Below are 14,538 nucleotides of genomic sequence, written 5' to 3'. Positions count from 1 at the left end.
GCCCTCGTGCGACGATGGGTGTGTGGGTGCATCGGGTGAGCTGGCCGCCGTTCTGCGGGTGTGGCGTGAGCGGCTGACACCGCGCGCGGTGGGTCTGCCGGAAAACACCGGACGGCGCACCAGTGGGTTGCGGCGTGAGGAGTTGGCCGTTGTGGCCGGGGTGTCGGCGGACTACATCGTGCGCTTGGAACAAGGCCGGTCCGCCGCGCCGTCCGCGCAGGTGTGCGCTGCGCTCGCCCGTGCGCTGCAGCTCAGCGACGCCGAACAGGAACACTTGTTGCGGCTGGCTGGTCATGCCACCGGCGGCGGGCGTATCAGCCGGTTGGTGCCCTCGAGTATTCGCCGTCTGGTGGAACGCGACGGCGACCGGCCAGTCGCCGTCTTCGACGCCATGTGGTCGCTGCTGCTGTGGAACCCGATGTGGGCGGCGCTGATGGGGGATCCTTCCCAGCTGCGGGAGAGCGAGCGCAACGTCCTGTGGCTGCACTTTGCCGGCATCTCGGATTGCCACGTCCGCCGGTCGGGCGAGACCGAAGCTTTCGACGCTTCCATGGTCGCTGACCTGCGGCGTAGCACCGGCCGCTACCCTGATGAACCCCAGCTGCATCATCTCATTGCACGGCTGAACGAGGAGAGTGCGTCCTTTCGTGAACTGTGGCAGCGCCACGAGGTCGCCGAACACGGCCCGACCGCCAAGACGATCGCCCACCCCGGCGTGGGACGGCTTGACTTGGACTGCGACATTCTCAGCACCCAGCGGCAGGATCTGCGCATCGTGATGTACACCGCCGAACCCGGCAGTGACTCCGACAGCAAACTCGCCCTGCTCGCCACCATCGGCACCCAGCATTTGCTGAGCAGACCCGAAGCTTCGGGAATCAGGGCTCTGCCTCAGGACGACTGAGCCGGCGGGGTGTGTTGCGCACGATGACGGTCCGAGCCTCGGGTGCTCCCGCCCAGCCGGCCGCCTTCGCCGTCGTTCAGCGCTGGCCGGTGTGGCGGGCCCGACGGGTGGCGGTGCGGAGGTCGGCGGTGACGGGTTGGCCGTGGCCGGGCAGGAGATGGGTCACGGTGGTCAGTTCGTCCAATCGGTCGAGGGAGGTCAGGGCGGCGTGGCTGTCGTGGGTGAAACCGCGGCAGACCAGGGTGGGGCCGGTGTGTCCGGTCAGGCCGTCGTGGGTGACGAGGGCGTCGCCGGTGAAGAGCAGTCCGCGTTCGGGGAACAGATATGCGGTGCTGCCCTGGGTGTGGCCGGGCAGGAGGACGGGCTGCGGTCTACCGGGGACGCCGTCCAGCCGCCGGTCGGCGTCGAAGACACGTACAGCGGGAACGGCGGGAGCCGTGAAGGCCCCCTTGCGGGCGAGGTGCAGCGGGGTGGTGATCGCGGCGGGTCGGCGTAGGAGATAGGGCAGCATGGAGCGTTCCGGTTTGGCGTGGCGCAGGGCGCTGCGCGGGCCGTCTCGCAGAATCGCGGCGTCGTGTTCGTGGATCCAGATGTCGGCGCCGGCCTGCCGCAGGGGGTGGGCCAAGCCGGTGTGGTCGGGGTGGCCGTGCGTCAGGAGTACGGCGCGGATGTCGGTCACGTCACGGCCGCAGTGGGCCAGGTGCTCGCGCAGTTGCTTGAGGTGGGCCGGTAGCCCGGCATCGATGAGGACGAGGCCGTCGGGGTCCTCGACCAGGTAGAAGTTGACGATGGCGTCCCCGAGGCGGTCCACGCCTGGAGCGACGCGCCGGTGAGGGCGAGGGTGAGCGGAGCGGTCCATGCGTTCCTCCGGCATCGGTACCGACCATATTCGATACAGTAGACTGTAATGGATGTGGGAGGATGAGATGCCCGAAAGTGCTCCGCGGCGGTCGTATGACTCGGGACGCCGGCAGCAGGCGGCCCGCCGCAACCGCGCCGCGATGCTGGCGGCGTGCCGGGAGCTCCTCTTTCGTGAGGGGTACCAGGCCACCACCATCCGCGCGGTGGCCACACGCGCCGGTGTCTCTCCCGAAACCGTCTACAAGGCGTTCGGTGGCAAGCCGGGACTGGTCAAGGCGCTGTGGGACGTCACCCTGGCCGGAGACGACGAACCCCTGGCTATGGCCGATCGGCCACAGCTCCGGGCGGTGTGGCAGACGCGCGACGCGCACACCAAGCTGCGCCTTTACGCCGCGTTCGTCCGCGGCGTCCATGAACGGCTCGCCGCCCTGTTCACCCTCCTTGCACAGGCCGGCTCCGACGTCGGCCAGGTACTCGACCTCAGCGAAGAGGAACGGATGCTCGGTGTCACCGCCTTCGTCACCCACCTCACCGAGACCGGCGCCCTGCCCGCCGACGCCGACACGGCCCGTCTGGCGGACTCCTGCTGGGTTCTGACCGGGCCGCACCTGTTCATCCAGCTCACCGACAGTCGCGGCTGGCGCACCGGCACTTACGAGAACTGGCTGGCCGGCATGCTTGCCTCAGCCCTCCTGGGGACCACCTGGGGCCATGGCAGCACGACCCGGTGGGGCGTTCCTCGCGCACCACAGGCTTAGTGGGACACGGGGAACGCCCTGCGGCTCAGCTCCGCACCGTTCAGCGGCTGGACCGGGGCATCGCGGCAGCGGGCCTGAGCCTGCTCGATCGAAACCAGTACATCGTCCGGCCTTGACGGGGACCACATCCATAGGACCGCTGATGGGTCGGCGGCTCTCTAAGACTGGCTCTGTGGCCGCTATTACCGGCCCTTGAGGTCTTAGAGAGAGGTGGGGGTTCCGCGGCGCCACACGGTGCGCAGGTTGAGGGTGTCGTCGATGCGCGTGGTGGGGTCGCCGTCTACCAAGAGCAGGTCCGCGCGGAGCCCGGCGGCGATCCGGCCGCGGTCGCGAAGGTTGAAGTGCTGTGCCGTGTTGGCGGTGGCTGTGCGGAGGGCTTGGATGGGGGTGAGGCCGGCCCGGACGAGGTACTGCAGTTCGTGGTGGACGCTGGCGCCGTGGGCGAGGCCGCCGAGGAATGGCAGCGGCATCGACACGTCAGTTCCGCACAGGATGTCGACGCCCGCTTCGTGCAGCGCCGCGACTGAGTTGAGGACGTCGTCAATCCTGCCCTGGGGGTATCTGTTGAAGCTGCTGCGCAGGGTGGAGGTCCAGTCCTGGTCCAGGCGGGAAGCGACGCGTGGGTCGTCTGCCAGGGCGGCTCCGCTGATCCCCATCAGGGAGGCGTTCACGCTCACGCAGGGCACGACGAAGATGCCGCTGTCGCGGATGAGGCGGATGATCTCCTCAGTGTGGGGTTGGTCCATGAACAGGTGCACCAGGCCGTCGATGCCAGCTTCAACGGCCATGCGGGTGCTCTCGACGGTCAGGGCGTGCGCCACGGTGAGCATTCCGTGGGCCTTGGCCGCAGTCACGCCTGCGTTCAAGGTGGCCTGGTCCAGGCACGGCAGACCGGGGTGCCCTTCGATCGTGCCGTCGTCGATCATGAACTTGATGTAGTCGCTGCCGCTGGCCACCAGTTCCGGAATGCAGGCGGCCGCTTCGGCGGGAGTCGTGCAGAACGGCATCACCGGCGGGGTTGCGGGGCCGGCTCCGCGCGGGCCCGGGGGCGGGCCGGGCTTGAAGCCTTCGGGGAACAGTTCGCTGGGGTGGCCGCCCGGCGGGGTGATGCCGAAACCGGCCGAGCGGACGTCGGCGACGTCATCTTGCTTCTCGCGGTGCGCCCGGTTGGGGCGGGTGTTCGTGCCCTGCATCTCCAGTTCTGTGGTCACTCCGAACCGCAGTGCCAGGCCGAGGGATGCCTCGTCTGTGTGGACGTGGGCGTCGATCAAGCCGGGCAGCAGGGTGGCGCCGCGAGCGTCGACGATCTGGGCCCCGTCCGGTACTGGGCCGCCGACGGCGCAGATCATGGCGTCTTTGATGACGACGGTGGCTTCTTGCAGGACGTCATGGCCGTCGAAGACTTTGGCATGGGTGATGGCTGTGGTGCTCATAATCGGTTCCTGTCTGCTCTCTCGAGCCCGCGAGGTTGGTCCGTTGCCCGTATCGCTGGCGGTGATATTCGCGGCCTGCGCCGCTCTGGGGACGCGGGTGCTGTGGGAGGGGCGGTGCGGTCAGCGTCCGATGCGGGTTACGGCGGATTCGCTGGCGGCAGCCCGGGGCCCGGGGGCAGTGTCGGGCCGGGACTGGGCTGGCCCGGCGGTTGTGGACTCGGGGGCGGGTGTGGGCTTTCCCCGCAGCGGCACTTCTCTGATGAAGAGCGTGATCACCAGTGCGGCAGCGCACAGGATCGCGGACCACGAGAAGATGCTGTGGATGCCGGAGGCAACGCCGTGGAGGTAGGCGCTTTTGGGGCCGGCTGCCATCGAGGCCAGGCGGGCGGGGTCGAGCTGGCCGCTGACGCTCTGCGAGCCGTGCCCGGATGTGCCAGCGGCGATGTGCCGGTTGAACAGGGCCCCGAACAGGGCGACACCGAAGGAGCCGCCGAGTGTACGGAACAAGGTGGAGGCCCCGGAGGCGGCGCCCATGTCCTTCAACTCGACGCTGTTCTGGGCGATGAGCATGACCATTTGCATCAAGAAGCCCAGTCCAGCACCGAGGACTGCCATGTAGAGGCAGGCTGTGGCTCGGCCGGTGGAGGTGTCCATGGTCGACAGCAGGACGCTGCCCAGGGTCAGGCAGGCCGCACCGAGGATCGGGAAGACCTTGTACTTCCCGGTCTTGGACATGACGCGTCCCGCGACCTGGGAAACAAGCACGATCGGGATCATCATCGGCAGAAGAAGCAGGCCGGAATTCGAGGCGGACGCGCTCTGCACCGTTTGCTGGTACAGGGGCAAGAAGCTGACCGCGCCGAACATGGCTACACCGACCACCAGGGCGAGGAAGGAGGCGAGGATCATGTTTCGCTCGCGGAAGATCCGCAGTGGCAAGACCGGCTCGCGGGCGATGGACTGCGACCACAAGAACAGGGGGATGCCGCCGGCAGCCGCAGCGATGCACAACAGGATGCGGGGTGAGGACCAGGCGTAGGTGGTACCGCCCCAGGTGGCCAGCAGGACCAGGGCGGTGATCGTCAGGGTGAGCAGGGCCGCGCCGAGGTAGTCGATTCTCGCGTCGGCACGTTTCCTGCTCAAATGCAGCATCGACCAGCACCACGCCAGGGCGATGAGTCCTAGCGGAAGGTTGAGATAGAAAGCCCAGCGCCAGCCGAGGCTGTCGGTGATCACGCCACCGACCAGCGGTCCGCCGATGGTCGCCAAGGCCATGACCGTAGCGGTCATCCCCTGGTACTTGCCTCGCTCCCGGGGGGAGACCAGCTCCCCGATGATGGCGAAGGCGCCCACCGCCAGTCCGCCGGCGCCGATGCCCTGCAGGACTCTGAATCCGATCAATTGGTCCATGTTCTGAGCCGCGCCGGAGAGACCGGAGCCCACGAGGAAGACGACGATCGCGGCCAGGAAGACGTGCTTGCGGCCGAGGAGGTCTCCGGCTTTCCCCCATACCGGCGTGGAGGCGGCGGTGGCCAGGGTGTAGGCGGACACCACCCAGGACAAATGGTCGAGGCCGCCGAGCTCTCCGACAATCGTCGGCATCGCGGTGCCGACGATCATGTTGTCAAGCATGCCCAGCAACATGGCGAGCATGACGCCCAGCAAGATCCAGCGGACGTTGGGCTGTGCTGCCGCCTTCCCGGACAGCGGCGGGGATGCGGGCGCACGGGATGCGTGGAACTTCACGGATACCTCCGACGAAGAGGACGAGCTGACATCCTGAAGTTAACGAACATGTTCGTTAAGTACAAGTTCGCAACGACCATAGTCGGCGGAGATGCCTATAGTGGGTCTCATGAGAACGCCACCTCCAGCCCCACGAAGCCGCCGTGATCGACCCGCGAAGCCGGCCCTGACCCGTGAGGGGATCGTCACCACAGCTCTTGGCCTGGTCAGGGCCGAGGGCCTGGAGAAGGTCACGCTGCGGCGCCTGGCGCGGGAACTCGATACCGGTCCCGCCTCCCTGTACGTGTACGTGCAGAACGTCGCCGAACTGCACGCGGCGATCCTTGACGAACTGCTCGCCCAGGTAGATCTTTCGGAACGCGAAGGGGCCTGGCGTGGACGACTGGAAGAGGTGCTCACCTCCTACACCGTGCTGCTGATCGACCACCCGGCCCTGGCGCAGTCAGCACAGGTAGCTCGCCCCTTCGGACCGCACTACCTAGACCTCATCGAAAGACTGTTGTCCCTGCTGAACGAAGGAGGCGTCCCCGCAGCGCAGGCCGCCTGGGGCGTGGACCTCTTGCTGCAGCACGCCACGTCCATCGCGGTGGAACAGAGCACGCACAAGCAAAATGCCAACACTGAGGACGAGTGGAACGCCCTGGTCCACGCGTTGCTGACCGCCGACCCGGCCACACGCCCCCAAATCGCCGCGCTCGGCAACCAACTCCTGGCGGGCGCTCCCCGTGACCGCATGTCCTGGGCCTTTCAGATGCTCATCAGCGGCATCCTTGCCACACCCGTGCCCCACGACATATCCGTCCCGCCGCAGTAGCGGCCGACGCGCGACGCCATGCGTACGCGCCTGAACCAACCCATAACACTCGATTCCTTAAACGAAGTGGTCGTGGAACGGCGCGCCGGCCTTGGCGCCGAGCAGCTGAGTGCGATGACCTCGAGCCATGTGCCGGTTCCCTCGTGCGCCGGGGCGCCCTCCGGTCTGGTCCAAGCGAGAGCTGATCGACGGCATACGCTGGCGGACGCGGACGGGAGCGCCATGGCGCGACGTTCCCGCGCTTTATGGCCAGTGAGGACCGTCTACGGCTCTTCCGCCGCTGGCAGCGCGACGGCACCTAGAGCGGGATCCTCACTCAACTGCAGGTCCATGCCGACGCCAAGGGCCTGATCAACTGGGACGTGAGCGTGGATTCGACGATCGCGCGAGCACGTCAGCACGCCGCCGGCGCCCGCAAAAAAATAGACCCGGCGGAGTCGCAGTCGAGCCCGACGACCACGGGCTCGCACGCTCGCGCGGTCGGCTGACAACGAAGGTGCACCTGGCAGTCGAGCACGGGCAGAAGCCGCTGTCCTTCCTGATCACCGCTGGCCAGCGGAACGACAGCCCCGAGTTCCAGCCGGTCCTGGAGCGCATCCGAGTGCCGCGCTCGGGCGTCGGCAGGCCGCGCTGCCGACCGGACCGGGTGCGCGCCGACAGGGCCTACCGTCCCGAGCCAACCGCGTTTACCTGCGCAGATGTGGGATCCGCTGCACGATTCCGGAGAAGTCCAACCAGGTCCGCAACCGCAAGCAGCAGGGCGCCCGCGGCGGTCGTCCGCCCAAGTTCGACGAGGCCGACTACCGCGAGCGCCACGCGGTCGAGTGCGGAATCAATCGCCTCAAGCGCCATCGCGCGGTGGCCACGCGGTACGAAAAGCTCGCCGTCCGTTACGCGGCAACCGTCACCATCGCGGTGACCATCGAGTGGCTGTGACGGTTGCAGCGCGGACTTCGCGTGGCACGTGGTTCACCGCACTGATTACGTAGGGGACAACGGGGCCCAGGGAAGTGCTTCTCGCCAGCCAGGTTGGCCGTGGGCCCAGCCCTGAAGCACTTCGGCAACGGGCTGCACGCTGAATACCTCGTGCGTGCGCGGCACGTGGGCGCGAAAGTGCCTGTCCGGGCCACCGTCGCGGTATTCGACCTGGTAGCTGAGGTCGTCGTTGAGATAGACCTGCATGTAGTACTGGCCTGCCGGTTCGAGGTCGAGTCGCTCGACCACCACAAACCGCCAGGTCAAACTCATGTCGGCCAGGAGATCGTGCAGCTGATCGTCAGACGGGTCGTCCCATGACGTCCCGTCCCATTCGATCGCCCGCAGTAGCGGTGTACCCATGGGGGCGACTGTACTTGGCTGACCACGCTGCTGGCCTCGGCAGGATGCCGCCTATGAAACAGGCCCTAAAACTGACTGAAAACTCGGCGCCGCACGAGAAAGCCCCTGCCTGTGCGGATGTCAAGATTGCGTACCGAAGATCAGTTCGTGGCCTTACGCTGCATGGATGAAACGAATCGATGTAACGGGAGGTCGGTCGGAAGGCTCCCGAGCGACGGTGCGGCGCATCGCTGCCGAGGCGGGAGTGTCAATTGCCACGGTGTCGCGAGTGATGAGCGGGCAGGACAACGTGGCCGTCGGTACCCGCCAGCGGGTCCGCGCAGCAGCAGACCGGTTGGGGGCCGCGCCTGCGACGCGGCCCGGCAGTGCGGGGGGTGCCGTATACGTGCGGTGCCCGTACGTGCTGACCGACTACTTCGGGGTGATCGTCTCCTCCATCGCCGAAACGCTGGACCTGCACGGCAGGCGGTTGGTACTCAGCGCGGGCGATGCGGCCCGCGACCTTCAGGTGCTTGAAGGGCTGCCGGACGACCCGGCCATCGCCGGCGCGCTGCTGATCGTCCCTCCGGAACCGGCACGAGAACTGGAAGCGCTGCGGGCACAGAGCTTTCCGTTCGTGGTGGTCGATCCCCGCACCCCGCTGCGCGGTGACATCGCCTCGGTCTCCGCGGCGAATCTCCAAGGAGCACGCAGCGTCAGCGCGCATCTGGTCGAGTTGGGCCATCGGCGGATCGGTGTGATCGGCGGCCCCGGTTACTGGCTCGCCAGCCAGTCCCGCATCGCGGGTCACAACTCGGCGCTCGCCGACGCGGGGGTGCTGCCGTCTGCCGAACTGCTGCGCAGCATCGAACCAACGGCCGACTGGGGTTACGACGCCGCATGCGAGTTGCTGGATCTTCCCGAGCGGCCGACGGCGCTGGTCGCGTTCAACGACAAGGCGGCGGTAGGGGCACTGCGGGCGGCGTACGAGCGCGGGCTACGCGTTCCCGAAGACCTCTCAATCACCGGTTTCGACGACATCGACCTGAGCCGCAGCACCCTGCCCCGGTTGACGACGGTCCGCCAGCCGCTGGAGGAGATGGGGAGAATGGCAGCGTCCTTGCTGATGCGACTGCTGGAACGGCACACCGTCGACACACTCCATGTGGAGCTGGCCACCCAACTGGTGACGCGGGAATCAACCGGACCGGCCCCCCGCTGACTTGGCGCTGCCCGGCTACTACATCATCGCGCAGTTCTCCAAGGCGGCGCCGCTACCCGCGTCCAGATCGATAACAGTGGCAGCGTCAGCAACGTGTCCTTCCTCAACCCCGACGGCACGTTGGTGACCGTAATCGTCAACCAAAACGGATCCGACCAGGTGTTCACTCGCGTGTCGGACGCCAGCAGATCAGCGCCACACCGCCCGTCAAGACCGTCGGCACCTACCTGCGGCCCGGCACCAACGGCACGGACACCACGGCGCCGACGGCTCCGACGAACCTCACCGCCATCACCTCAGCCTTGCTGTCATGGAACGCCTCTACGAACGACGTCGGCGTGACGGGCTATCAGGTATTCGAGCCAGCACCCAGGTATGTACGGTCACCGACACCCCCACACCGACTCCAGGCTGAGCGTGTCGACGGCCTACAGCTACACCGACTAGGCCACCGACGCCGCAGGCAACATCTCGAGACCTCGAACACCGCCGCTACCACAGCCGGGCCGCCGCTGGCGAACGTTGGCGGCGGCCCGACACGGTGGGCGGACGTGTCTCCCCGTCAGCAGACGTACTCGATGGGGAGCCATACCGGGTGGTGGCATCGTCTGGTCGTCCGACTCGGGGTGGTGCCACGCCGCCGACATACTGCTGTCCAAGGAAGTATGGAAACGGCGTGGCGATCTGAGGGAGCGTACCGAGCTGAGTGGCGGGACGCATGGTTCTCGCCGCCTGAGTGTTCTCAGGACGAACTGTTGGAGAGGGCGTCGTGTTCCGTGGCGGCGCGGGACGGTTGGCCGGTGCTTTTCATGCGGTGGGCCATCCACGCGACGGCGCCCAGGAGCAGGGGCCACAGGCCGCGGGGGGCGAAGCGGACGATGACGAGGAGCAGTGCGCCTTCCATGATGACACTGATGGTCTGATAGCTCTCCAGTTGCTTGGTCAGTAGGTAGTACACGGCGATGGCTCCGATGAGGGGGCCGATGACGGTGCCGATGCCGCCGACGGTCGTCATGACGAGGGCGTTGATGGTCCAGTTCATGCCCAGGAGGCCGGTGGGCTCGAAGCTGACCTGCTGCATCGCGATCAGGCCCCCGGCCAGGCCGCTGAGGGCGCCGCTGATCACCAGCGCCGCCAGGCGGTGGCGAGTCGCGGAGACTCCGAGCCCGGTGGCTGCGGCCTCGTTGTCACGGACCGCTTTGAGGCGCAGGCCGAAGCGTGAGTAGGCGACGGTAAAGGCGACGGTCATCGACAGCCCTGCGACGAGACAGGCGAGTTGGAAGAGCTGTACTGGGTCGGGCAAGGCGTCGAGAGGCAGGGTCAGGCCGGTGGACCCGCCGGCGAAGTCCCAGTTCAGGGCCCAGGCTTGCAGGGCCAGTGCGGCTACCAGGGTGCCGATGGAAAAGTAGTCGCCTCGCAGCCGCAATAGGGGCAGCGCGAGCAGAAGCGCGAGAGCGCCGCCGGCGGCCAGCGCCGCCAAGAGCCCGATGACAAATCCGATGCCGGCGTGGATTTCCAGGAGAGTGGCCGCGTAGGCGCCGGTGCCGACGAAGGCGCTCACCCCGAGGGAGACCTGGCCGCTGTAGCCGGCGAGGATGTTCCAGGCTTGGGCCAGGGCGACGTATTCCAGCAGGGTGGTGACGATGTCCAACTGGTAGCGGCTCAGTTGTCCGGTCAGTTGCGTTGCGGCCAGGGCCAGCAAGGCCAGTGCCAGGGCGCCCGGCCACACACGCCAGCGTCCGTCGGCTGATGTGAGGTTGGTGCGGTTCGTGGTCATGCTGCTGCCCTCCGGGCGAAGAGCCCCTGGGGTCGAAAGACCAGGACGACGAAGAACACGCAGTACACGGCCAGGTCGCGGTAGCCGCCGCCGAACTGTGCTGCCGCGAGAGACTGGAGCAGTCCGAGGACGATGCCGCCGGCGAGGGTCCCCAGGACGTTGCCGACGCCGCCCAGGACGACGACCGCGATACCGGTGAGGAGGTATTGCGTGCCGGTGGTCGGCGCGAAGCTGAAGGTGATGCCGGTCAGTACTCCGCCCATCGCGGCGATCCCGGCGCCTATCGCGAAGATCACCGCGTACGTGGTGCGGATGTTGATTCCCATGAGCCCTGCCGTGCGCGGGTCGGCTGCTGCTGCCCTGACCAGAGCTCCGGCCCGGGTCCGCGTCAGCAGGAGATGCGTGGCCAGGCACAGGACCACGGCGATAGCGAACGCGACCACGTTGGCGCTGCGGACCTGGACGGGCCCGAGGGCGAACCCGGCGGTGGACAGGGAGCTGTTCAACGATCTGGGATCGGAGCCGAACGCTTCGGTGTACAGCGCCTCCAGCAACAGGGCAATCCCGAAGGTGGCCACGAGCGCGGTGTCAGCCCCCCGCAACAGCAGCCCGGTCAGCAGATAGCGCTGGAGGAGGTAGGCGATGGCCGCGGCGGCCACCACGACCAAGGGAAGCGCTGCGAACGGACCCAGCCCCCATTGGTCGAAGCAGACATACGCCAGGTAGGAGCCGGCGACAATGATGGCCCCGTGCGCCAAATTGATCAGCTTGAGGACGCCGAAGACGAGCGAGAGTCCGAGTGCCAGGACGGAGTAGAAACCTCCGATCAGGATGCCGTTGACGAGCGCGTTGGCGTACATCAGTCCTTGCTCCGTTCCATGGTGCGAAAGAGGTGACCTGCCTGGTCAGGCGTTACTTCAGGCCCTTACCGGGGCTTTGCAGGGCCACGCCGGGCACGGAGGGGATGATCTCGACGAGCTTGCCGTTCTGCCACTGGTCCAGCAGCAAGGGTGTGATGGCGGTGTGCGTGGTGGAGCTGAAGGAGATCGGGCCCAGCGGGTAGTCCTTGTGGGTCGCGCCGATCGCGGAACTGACCTTGGCCGGGTCGGTGCCGCCGGCCGCGGTAATGGCGTCGGTCATGACGTTGGCCGCGGTGTAGCCCATGACCGCGATCGCCAAATCTGCGTCACTCTTGGCGAAGGTCACGCCGAGGCTACGCATCAACTGCTGGCTGTTGGCTGCCCCGCTGGCGGGTGACCAGTACTCGGACAGCAGGGTGCCTTCGGCTACCGGGCCCAGAGACTTCACCCAGTTGTTGCCGTTGGCGGCCTTCGCGGCGTAGGCGCCGGCCGGCCGGAAGCTCAGTGCCTTCATCTGCTTCCACAGCGCGATGCCGTCCGGGGGCACCATCTGCGCGGCTACCAGTCCGGCGCCCTTGGCCTTCGCGTCGTTGATGAAGGAGGAAAAGTCTGTGGTGCCGACGGGGAAGCTGTAATCGCCCACGACCTCCAGGCCCGCGGCGACGAGCTCCTTCTTGAACAGGCCGCGTTCCACGACTCCGTCCGGTTCGGTGTCGGTGAACAACGCCACCTTGTTGCTGCTGCCCACCAGTTTCAGGCCCTTGGCCACGAGCTGGGCCTGCTGCTTCTCGTCGAAGAACAGGTCCCAGCTGTACTTCCATCCCGACTTGTTGCCGGCGGCGAACGCGCCCACCGGGTTGCACGTACTCACGAACGGGATCCGTTGCTGCTCGGCCGCAAGCGCCTCAGGAATCACGATGGGCGGTGTGCATGCACCGAGGATCCCGGCGGCGTTGTCCTTCAAGATCAGCTCACGGACCTGTTGGCTGGCGGTGTTGGGGTCACTGCGGTTGTCCAGGACCACCAGGCTGACCTTGCGCTTGCTGCCACCGACGCCGAGGCCGCCTTGGGCGTTCACGTCGGCGACCAGTTGCTGGTAACCCGCTTTCAGATCGACACCGAACTGGCCGAGAGCACCGGTCAAGGACAAGCTCGCGCCCAGAACCACCGTGCTGGAGCCGCCCGACTGCCCCGAGGATCCGGGACCACCGCACCCCGAAACCACCAGGGGGACCACAGCGAGTGCGGTGATTTTGCCCGCCAGGCCGACACGGTTGACAGCGGCTCTGTTCATGGTTGTCTTCCTTTTGAAGAGGTTCATGCGGGGTCGGAGAGGGTGAGTGAGGGGGTCTTGCCGAAATAGAACCCGTCGAGCAGCGCCGGATCGTTGAGCGGCTGCGGCGGTCCGCTGTAGCTGACGCGTCCGCGTTCCAGGACGTACACGTGATCGGCGACGGCCAGGCAGCGGTGCACGTTCTGTTCGATCAGGACGACCGTCACGCCCCGGTCCCGGATGGCTTTCAGGGCCAGGTACAGGGCGTCGATGGCAACAGGGGCCAGGCCCAGGGAGATTTCGTCGCACACCACCAGCCGTGGATCAGACATCAAGGAGCGGCCGATCGCAAGCATCTGTTGCTGGCCGCCGGACAGGGTGCCGGCCAGGTGATCTGCCATGGATTGCAGGGCGGGGAAGATCGCGTGCACTGACTGCAGGCGCCGGGCTAGTGTCCTGCGCCGGAGATCCGTCGGCAGAAGCGTGCGAGGGAGTCGAGGATCTCTTCCGCCGTCTTGGTCCAGATGAATGGCTTGGGATCCTCGTTCCAGTTCTTCACCCAGGCGCGGATGTCGGCTTCGAGGTTTTGGACGTTCTTGTGGGCACCCCGACGGATCATCTGGTCGGCCAGGAAGCCGAACCATCGCTCGACCTGATTGATCCACGACGAGCCGGTCGGCGTGAAGTGCATCTGGAACCGCGGGTGTTTGCTCAGCCAGGCCCTGATCGCGGGAGTCTTGTGCGTGCCGTAGTTGTCCACGATCAGGTGCACCTGCAGGTGCGCGGGCACCTCCTTGTCGATGCGGATCAAGAACTTCTTGAACTCCGCCGCCCGGTGCCTGCGGTGCAGGGCACTGATGACCTGCCCGGTAGTGACATCAAACGCGGCAAACAGGGTGGTCAAGCCGTTGCGGACGTAGTCGTGAGTACGGCGCTCCGGCATGCCCGGCATCATCGGCAACACCGGCTGAGAGCGGTCCAGTGCCTGAATCTGGGACTTCTCGTCCACCGAGAGAACCACGGCGCCCTCGGGCGGGTTGAAGTACAGCCCGACGACGTCGTAGACCTTCTCCACGAACAACGGGTCGGTCGACAACTTGAACGTGTCCGTCAGGTGCGGCTTGAGTTGGAACCTCCGCCAGATCCTGCCGACCGTGGACTTCGACAGACCACTGTGGTCCGCCATCGACTTCCGCGACCAGTGAGTGGCGTTCTTCGGGATCTCCTCCAGCGTCGCGACCACGACCGCCTCCACCTGACCGACATCGATCGTGGGTGGCCGGCCCGGCCGGGGCTCGTCGACCAGACCATCCAGCCGGTCGACGAGAAACCGCCGCCGCCACTTGCGAACCGTGTCCGCGCTCACCCGCAGATCCCTGGCGACCGTAACGATCGGCGGTACCTCCGGCCCTGCGCACGCCAACACGATCCGCGCGCGCAAGGCCAGGGCCTGGGCCGATGTCGCCCGACGCGTCCACCTCTCCAACACCGCCCGCTCATCCGCACACAGCAGTAACGGCTCCAGTTTCGGGCCCCGACGAGGCACCGATGCACCAGCAGTAGAAGTCACACA

16 protein-coding genes and 1 pseudogene are annotated in these 14,538 nt (G+C 66.9%); 8 read left to right on the top strand and 9 right to left on the bottom strand.

What is annotated here, in order from left to right:
- The first annotated feature begins 22 nt into the window (after positions 1–22).
- Positions 23–904: a helix-turn-helix transcriptional regulator gene (locus tag C8250_RS34515; protein ID WP_138357517.1), complete on the top strand. Its 882-nt coding sequence runs from the start codon at positions 23–25 to the stop codon at positions 902–904.
- Positions 905–980: 76 nt separating this feature from the next.
- On the opposite strand, the gene C8250_RS34510 is transcribed toward C8250_RS34515, so the two are convergent.
- A complete protein-coding gene (locus tag C8250_RS34510) occupies positions 981–1,715 on the bottom strand; it encodes an MBL fold metallo-hydrolase (protein WP_244809542.1) in 735 nt (244 codons plus the stop codon).
- Between the two features lie 115 nt (positions 1,716–1,830).
- Here C8250_RS34510 and C8250_RS34505 point away from each other — a divergent pair, with 115 nt between their 5' ends.
- A complete protein-coding gene (locus C8250_RS34505; protein ID WP_138357516.1) occupies positions 1,831–2,523 on the top strand; it encodes a TetR/AcrR family transcriptional regulator in 693 nt (230 codons plus the stop codon).
- 200 nt (positions 2,524–2,723) lie between these two features.
- On the opposite strand, the gene C8250_RS34500 is transcribed toward C8250_RS34505, so the two are convergent.
- Positions 2,724–3,956, bottom strand: a complete 1,233-nt coding sequence (locus tag C8250_RS34500) for an amidohydrolase family protein (RefSeq protein WP_138357515.1) — start codon at positions 3,954–3,956, stop codon at positions 2,724–2,726.
- A 120-nt stretch (positions 3,957–4,076) separates the two neighbouring features.
- Complete coding sequence (locus tag C8250_RS34495; protein WP_138357535.1) at positions 4,077–5,609, bottom strand: MDR family MFS transporter; 1,533 nt, start codon at positions 5,607–5,609, stop codon at positions 4,077–4,079.
- Here C8250_RS34495 and C8250_RS43075 point away from each other — a divergent pair.
- The 5 genes and pseudogenes from C8250_RS43075 (at position 5,587) to C8250_RS43925 (ending at position 7,452) form a co-directional block, all read left to right on the top strand.
- Positions 5,587–5,739: a hypothetical protein gene (locus C8250_RS43075; RefSeq protein WP_210340065.1), complete on the top strand. Its 153-nt coding sequence runs from the start codon at positions 5,587–5,589 to the stop codon at positions 5,737–5,739. The genes C8250_RS34495 and C8250_RS43075 overlap by 23 nt on opposite strands.
- Positions 5,740–5,811: 72 nt before the next feature.
- Positions 5,812–6,516, top strand: coding sequence for a TetR/AcrR family transcriptional regulator C-terminal domain-containing protein (locus C8250_RS34490; RefSeq protein ID WP_138357514.1), 705 nt, complete (start codon positions 5,812–5,814; stop codon positions 6,514–6,516).
- A gap of 127 nt (positions 6,517–6,643) precedes the next feature.
- Complete coding sequence (locus tag C8250_RS43935) at positions 6,644–6,772, top strand: transposase (protein WP_244809540.1); 129 nt, start codon at positions 6,644–6,646, stop codon at positions 6,770–6,772.
- 240 nt (positions 6,773–7,012) lie between these two features.
- A pseudogene (locus C8250_RS43930) lies at positions 7,013–7,153 on the top strand (IS5/IS1182 family transposase); the annotation flags it as partial.
- Positions 7,147–7,452, top strand: a complete 306-nt coding sequence (locus C8250_RS43925; protein WP_346268803.1) for a transposase — start codon at positions 7,147–7,149, stop codon at positions 7,450–7,452. The pseudogene C8250_RS43930 and the gene C8250_RS43925, both read left to right, overlap by 7 nt.
- Before the next feature lie 45 nt (positions 7,453–7,497).
- Here C8250_RS43925 and C8250_RS34480 read toward each other — a convergent pair whose 3' ends face one another.
- On the bottom strand, positions 7,498–7,854 hold the full coding sequence (locus tag C8250_RS34480; protein WP_138357513.1) for a hypothetical protein: 357 nt from the start codon (positions 7,852–7,854) through the stop codon (positions 7,498–7,500).
- A 166-nt stretch (positions 7,855–8,020) separates the two neighbouring features.
- On the opposite strand from C8250_RS34480, the gene C8250_RS34475 reads away from it, so the two are divergent.
- Entirely contained in the window at positions 8,021–9,055 is a 1,035-nt protein-coding gene (locus C8250_RS34475; RefSeq protein ID WP_138357512.1) for a LacI family DNA-binding transcriptional regulator, read from the top strand.
- Positions 9,056–9,797: 742 nt separating this feature from the next.
- Here C8250_RS34475 and C8250_RS34465 read toward each other — a convergent pair.
- The 5 genes from C8250_RS34465 to C8250_RS34445 are packed head-to-tail and all read right to left on the bottom strand — an operon-like array spanning position 9,798 to position 14,511.
- On the bottom strand, positions 9,798–10,832 hold the full coding sequence (locus C8250_RS34465; protein ID WP_138357511.1) for a branched-chain amino acid ABC transporter permease: 1,035 nt from the start codon (positions 10,830–10,832) through the stop codon (positions 9,798–9,800).
- Positions 10,829–11,692, bottom strand: a complete 864-nt coding sequence (locus C8250_RS34460) for a branched-chain amino acid ABC transporter permease (protein ID WP_138357510.1) — start codon at positions 11,690–11,692, stop codon at positions 10,829–10,831. Before C8250_RS34460 ends, C8250_RS34465 begins: the two co-directional genes overlap by 4 nt.
- Positions 11,693–11,744: 52 nt before the next feature.
- Positions 11,745–12,986: an ABC transporter substrate-binding protein gene (locus tag C8250_RS34455; protein ID WP_187145094.1), complete on the bottom strand. Its 1,242-nt coding sequence runs from the start codon at positions 12,984–12,986 to the stop codon at positions 11,745–11,747.
- Positions 12,987–13,009: 23 nt separating this feature from the next.
- Positions 13,010–13,396, bottom strand: a complete 387-nt coding sequence (locus C8250_RS34450; protein WP_138357508.1) for an ATP-binding cassette domain-containing protein — start codon at positions 13,394–13,396, stop codon at positions 13,010–13,012.
- 17 nt (positions 13,397–13,413) lie between these two features.
- The gene (locus tag C8250_RS34445; protein ID WP_138359673.1) at positions 13,414–14,511 is read right to left on the bottom strand and encodes an IS630 family transposase; all 1,098 of its coding nucleotides are present in this window, start codon (positions 14,509–14,511) and stop codon (positions 13,414–13,416) included.
- Positions 14,512–14,538 lie beyond the last annotated feature (27 nt).

Origin of the sequence: Streptomyces sp. So13.3 (assembly GCF_005860785.2) — a bacterium.
In the GTDB taxonomy this organism is placed as follows: Bacteria; Actinomycetota; Actinomycetes; order Streptomycetales; family Streptomycetaceae; genus Actinacidiphila; species Actinacidiphila fildesensis.
Note: the sequence above shows the minus strand (reverse complement) of the source record. Positions and strands in the feature narration are given on the sequence as shown.

Coding starts and splice junctions, on each gene's coding strand:
- C8250_RS34505 (WP_138357516.1), top strand. CDS start 1,831: ATGCCCGAAAGTGCTCCGCGGCGGTCGTATGACTCGGGACGCCGGCAG.
- C8250_RS34500 (WP_138357515.1), bottom strand. CDS start 3,956: ATGAGCACCACAGCCATCACCCATGCCAAAGTCTTCGACGGCCATGAC.
- C8250_RS43075 (WP_210340065.1), top strand. CDS start 5,587: ATGCCCAGCAACATGGCGAGCATGACGCCCAGCAAGATCCAGCGGACG.
- C8250_RS34495 (WP_138357535.1), bottom strand. CDS start 5,609: ATGCTCGCCATGTTGCTGGGCATGCTTGACAACATGATCGTCGGCACC.
- C8250_RS34490 (WP_138357514.1), top strand. CDS start 5,812: ATGAGAACGCCACCTCCAGCCCCACGAAGCCGCCGTGATCGACCCGCG.
- C8250_RS43935 (WP_244809540.1), top strand. CDS start 6,644: ATGTGCCGGTTCCCTCGTGCGCCGGGGCGCCCTCCGGTCTGGTCCAAG.
- C8250_RS34480 (WP_138357513.1), bottom strand. CDS start 7,854: ATGGGTACACCGCTACTGCGGGCGATCGAATGGGACGGGACGTCATGG.
- C8250_RS34475 (WP_138357512.1), top strand. CDS start 8,021: ATGAAACGAATCGATGTAACGGGAGGTCGGTCGGAAGGCTCCCGAGCG.
- C8250_RS34465 (WP_138357511.1), bottom strand. CDS start 10,832: ATGACCACGAACCGCACCAACCTCACATCAGCCGACGGACGCTGGCGT.
- C8250_RS34460 (WP_138357510.1), bottom strand. CDS start 11,692: ATGTACGCCAACGCGCTCGTCAACGGCATCCTGATCGGAGGTTTCTAC.
- C8250_RS34455 (WP_187145094.1), bottom strand. CDS start 12,986: ATGAACAGAGCCGCTGTCAACCGTGTCGGCCTGGCGGGCAAAATCACC.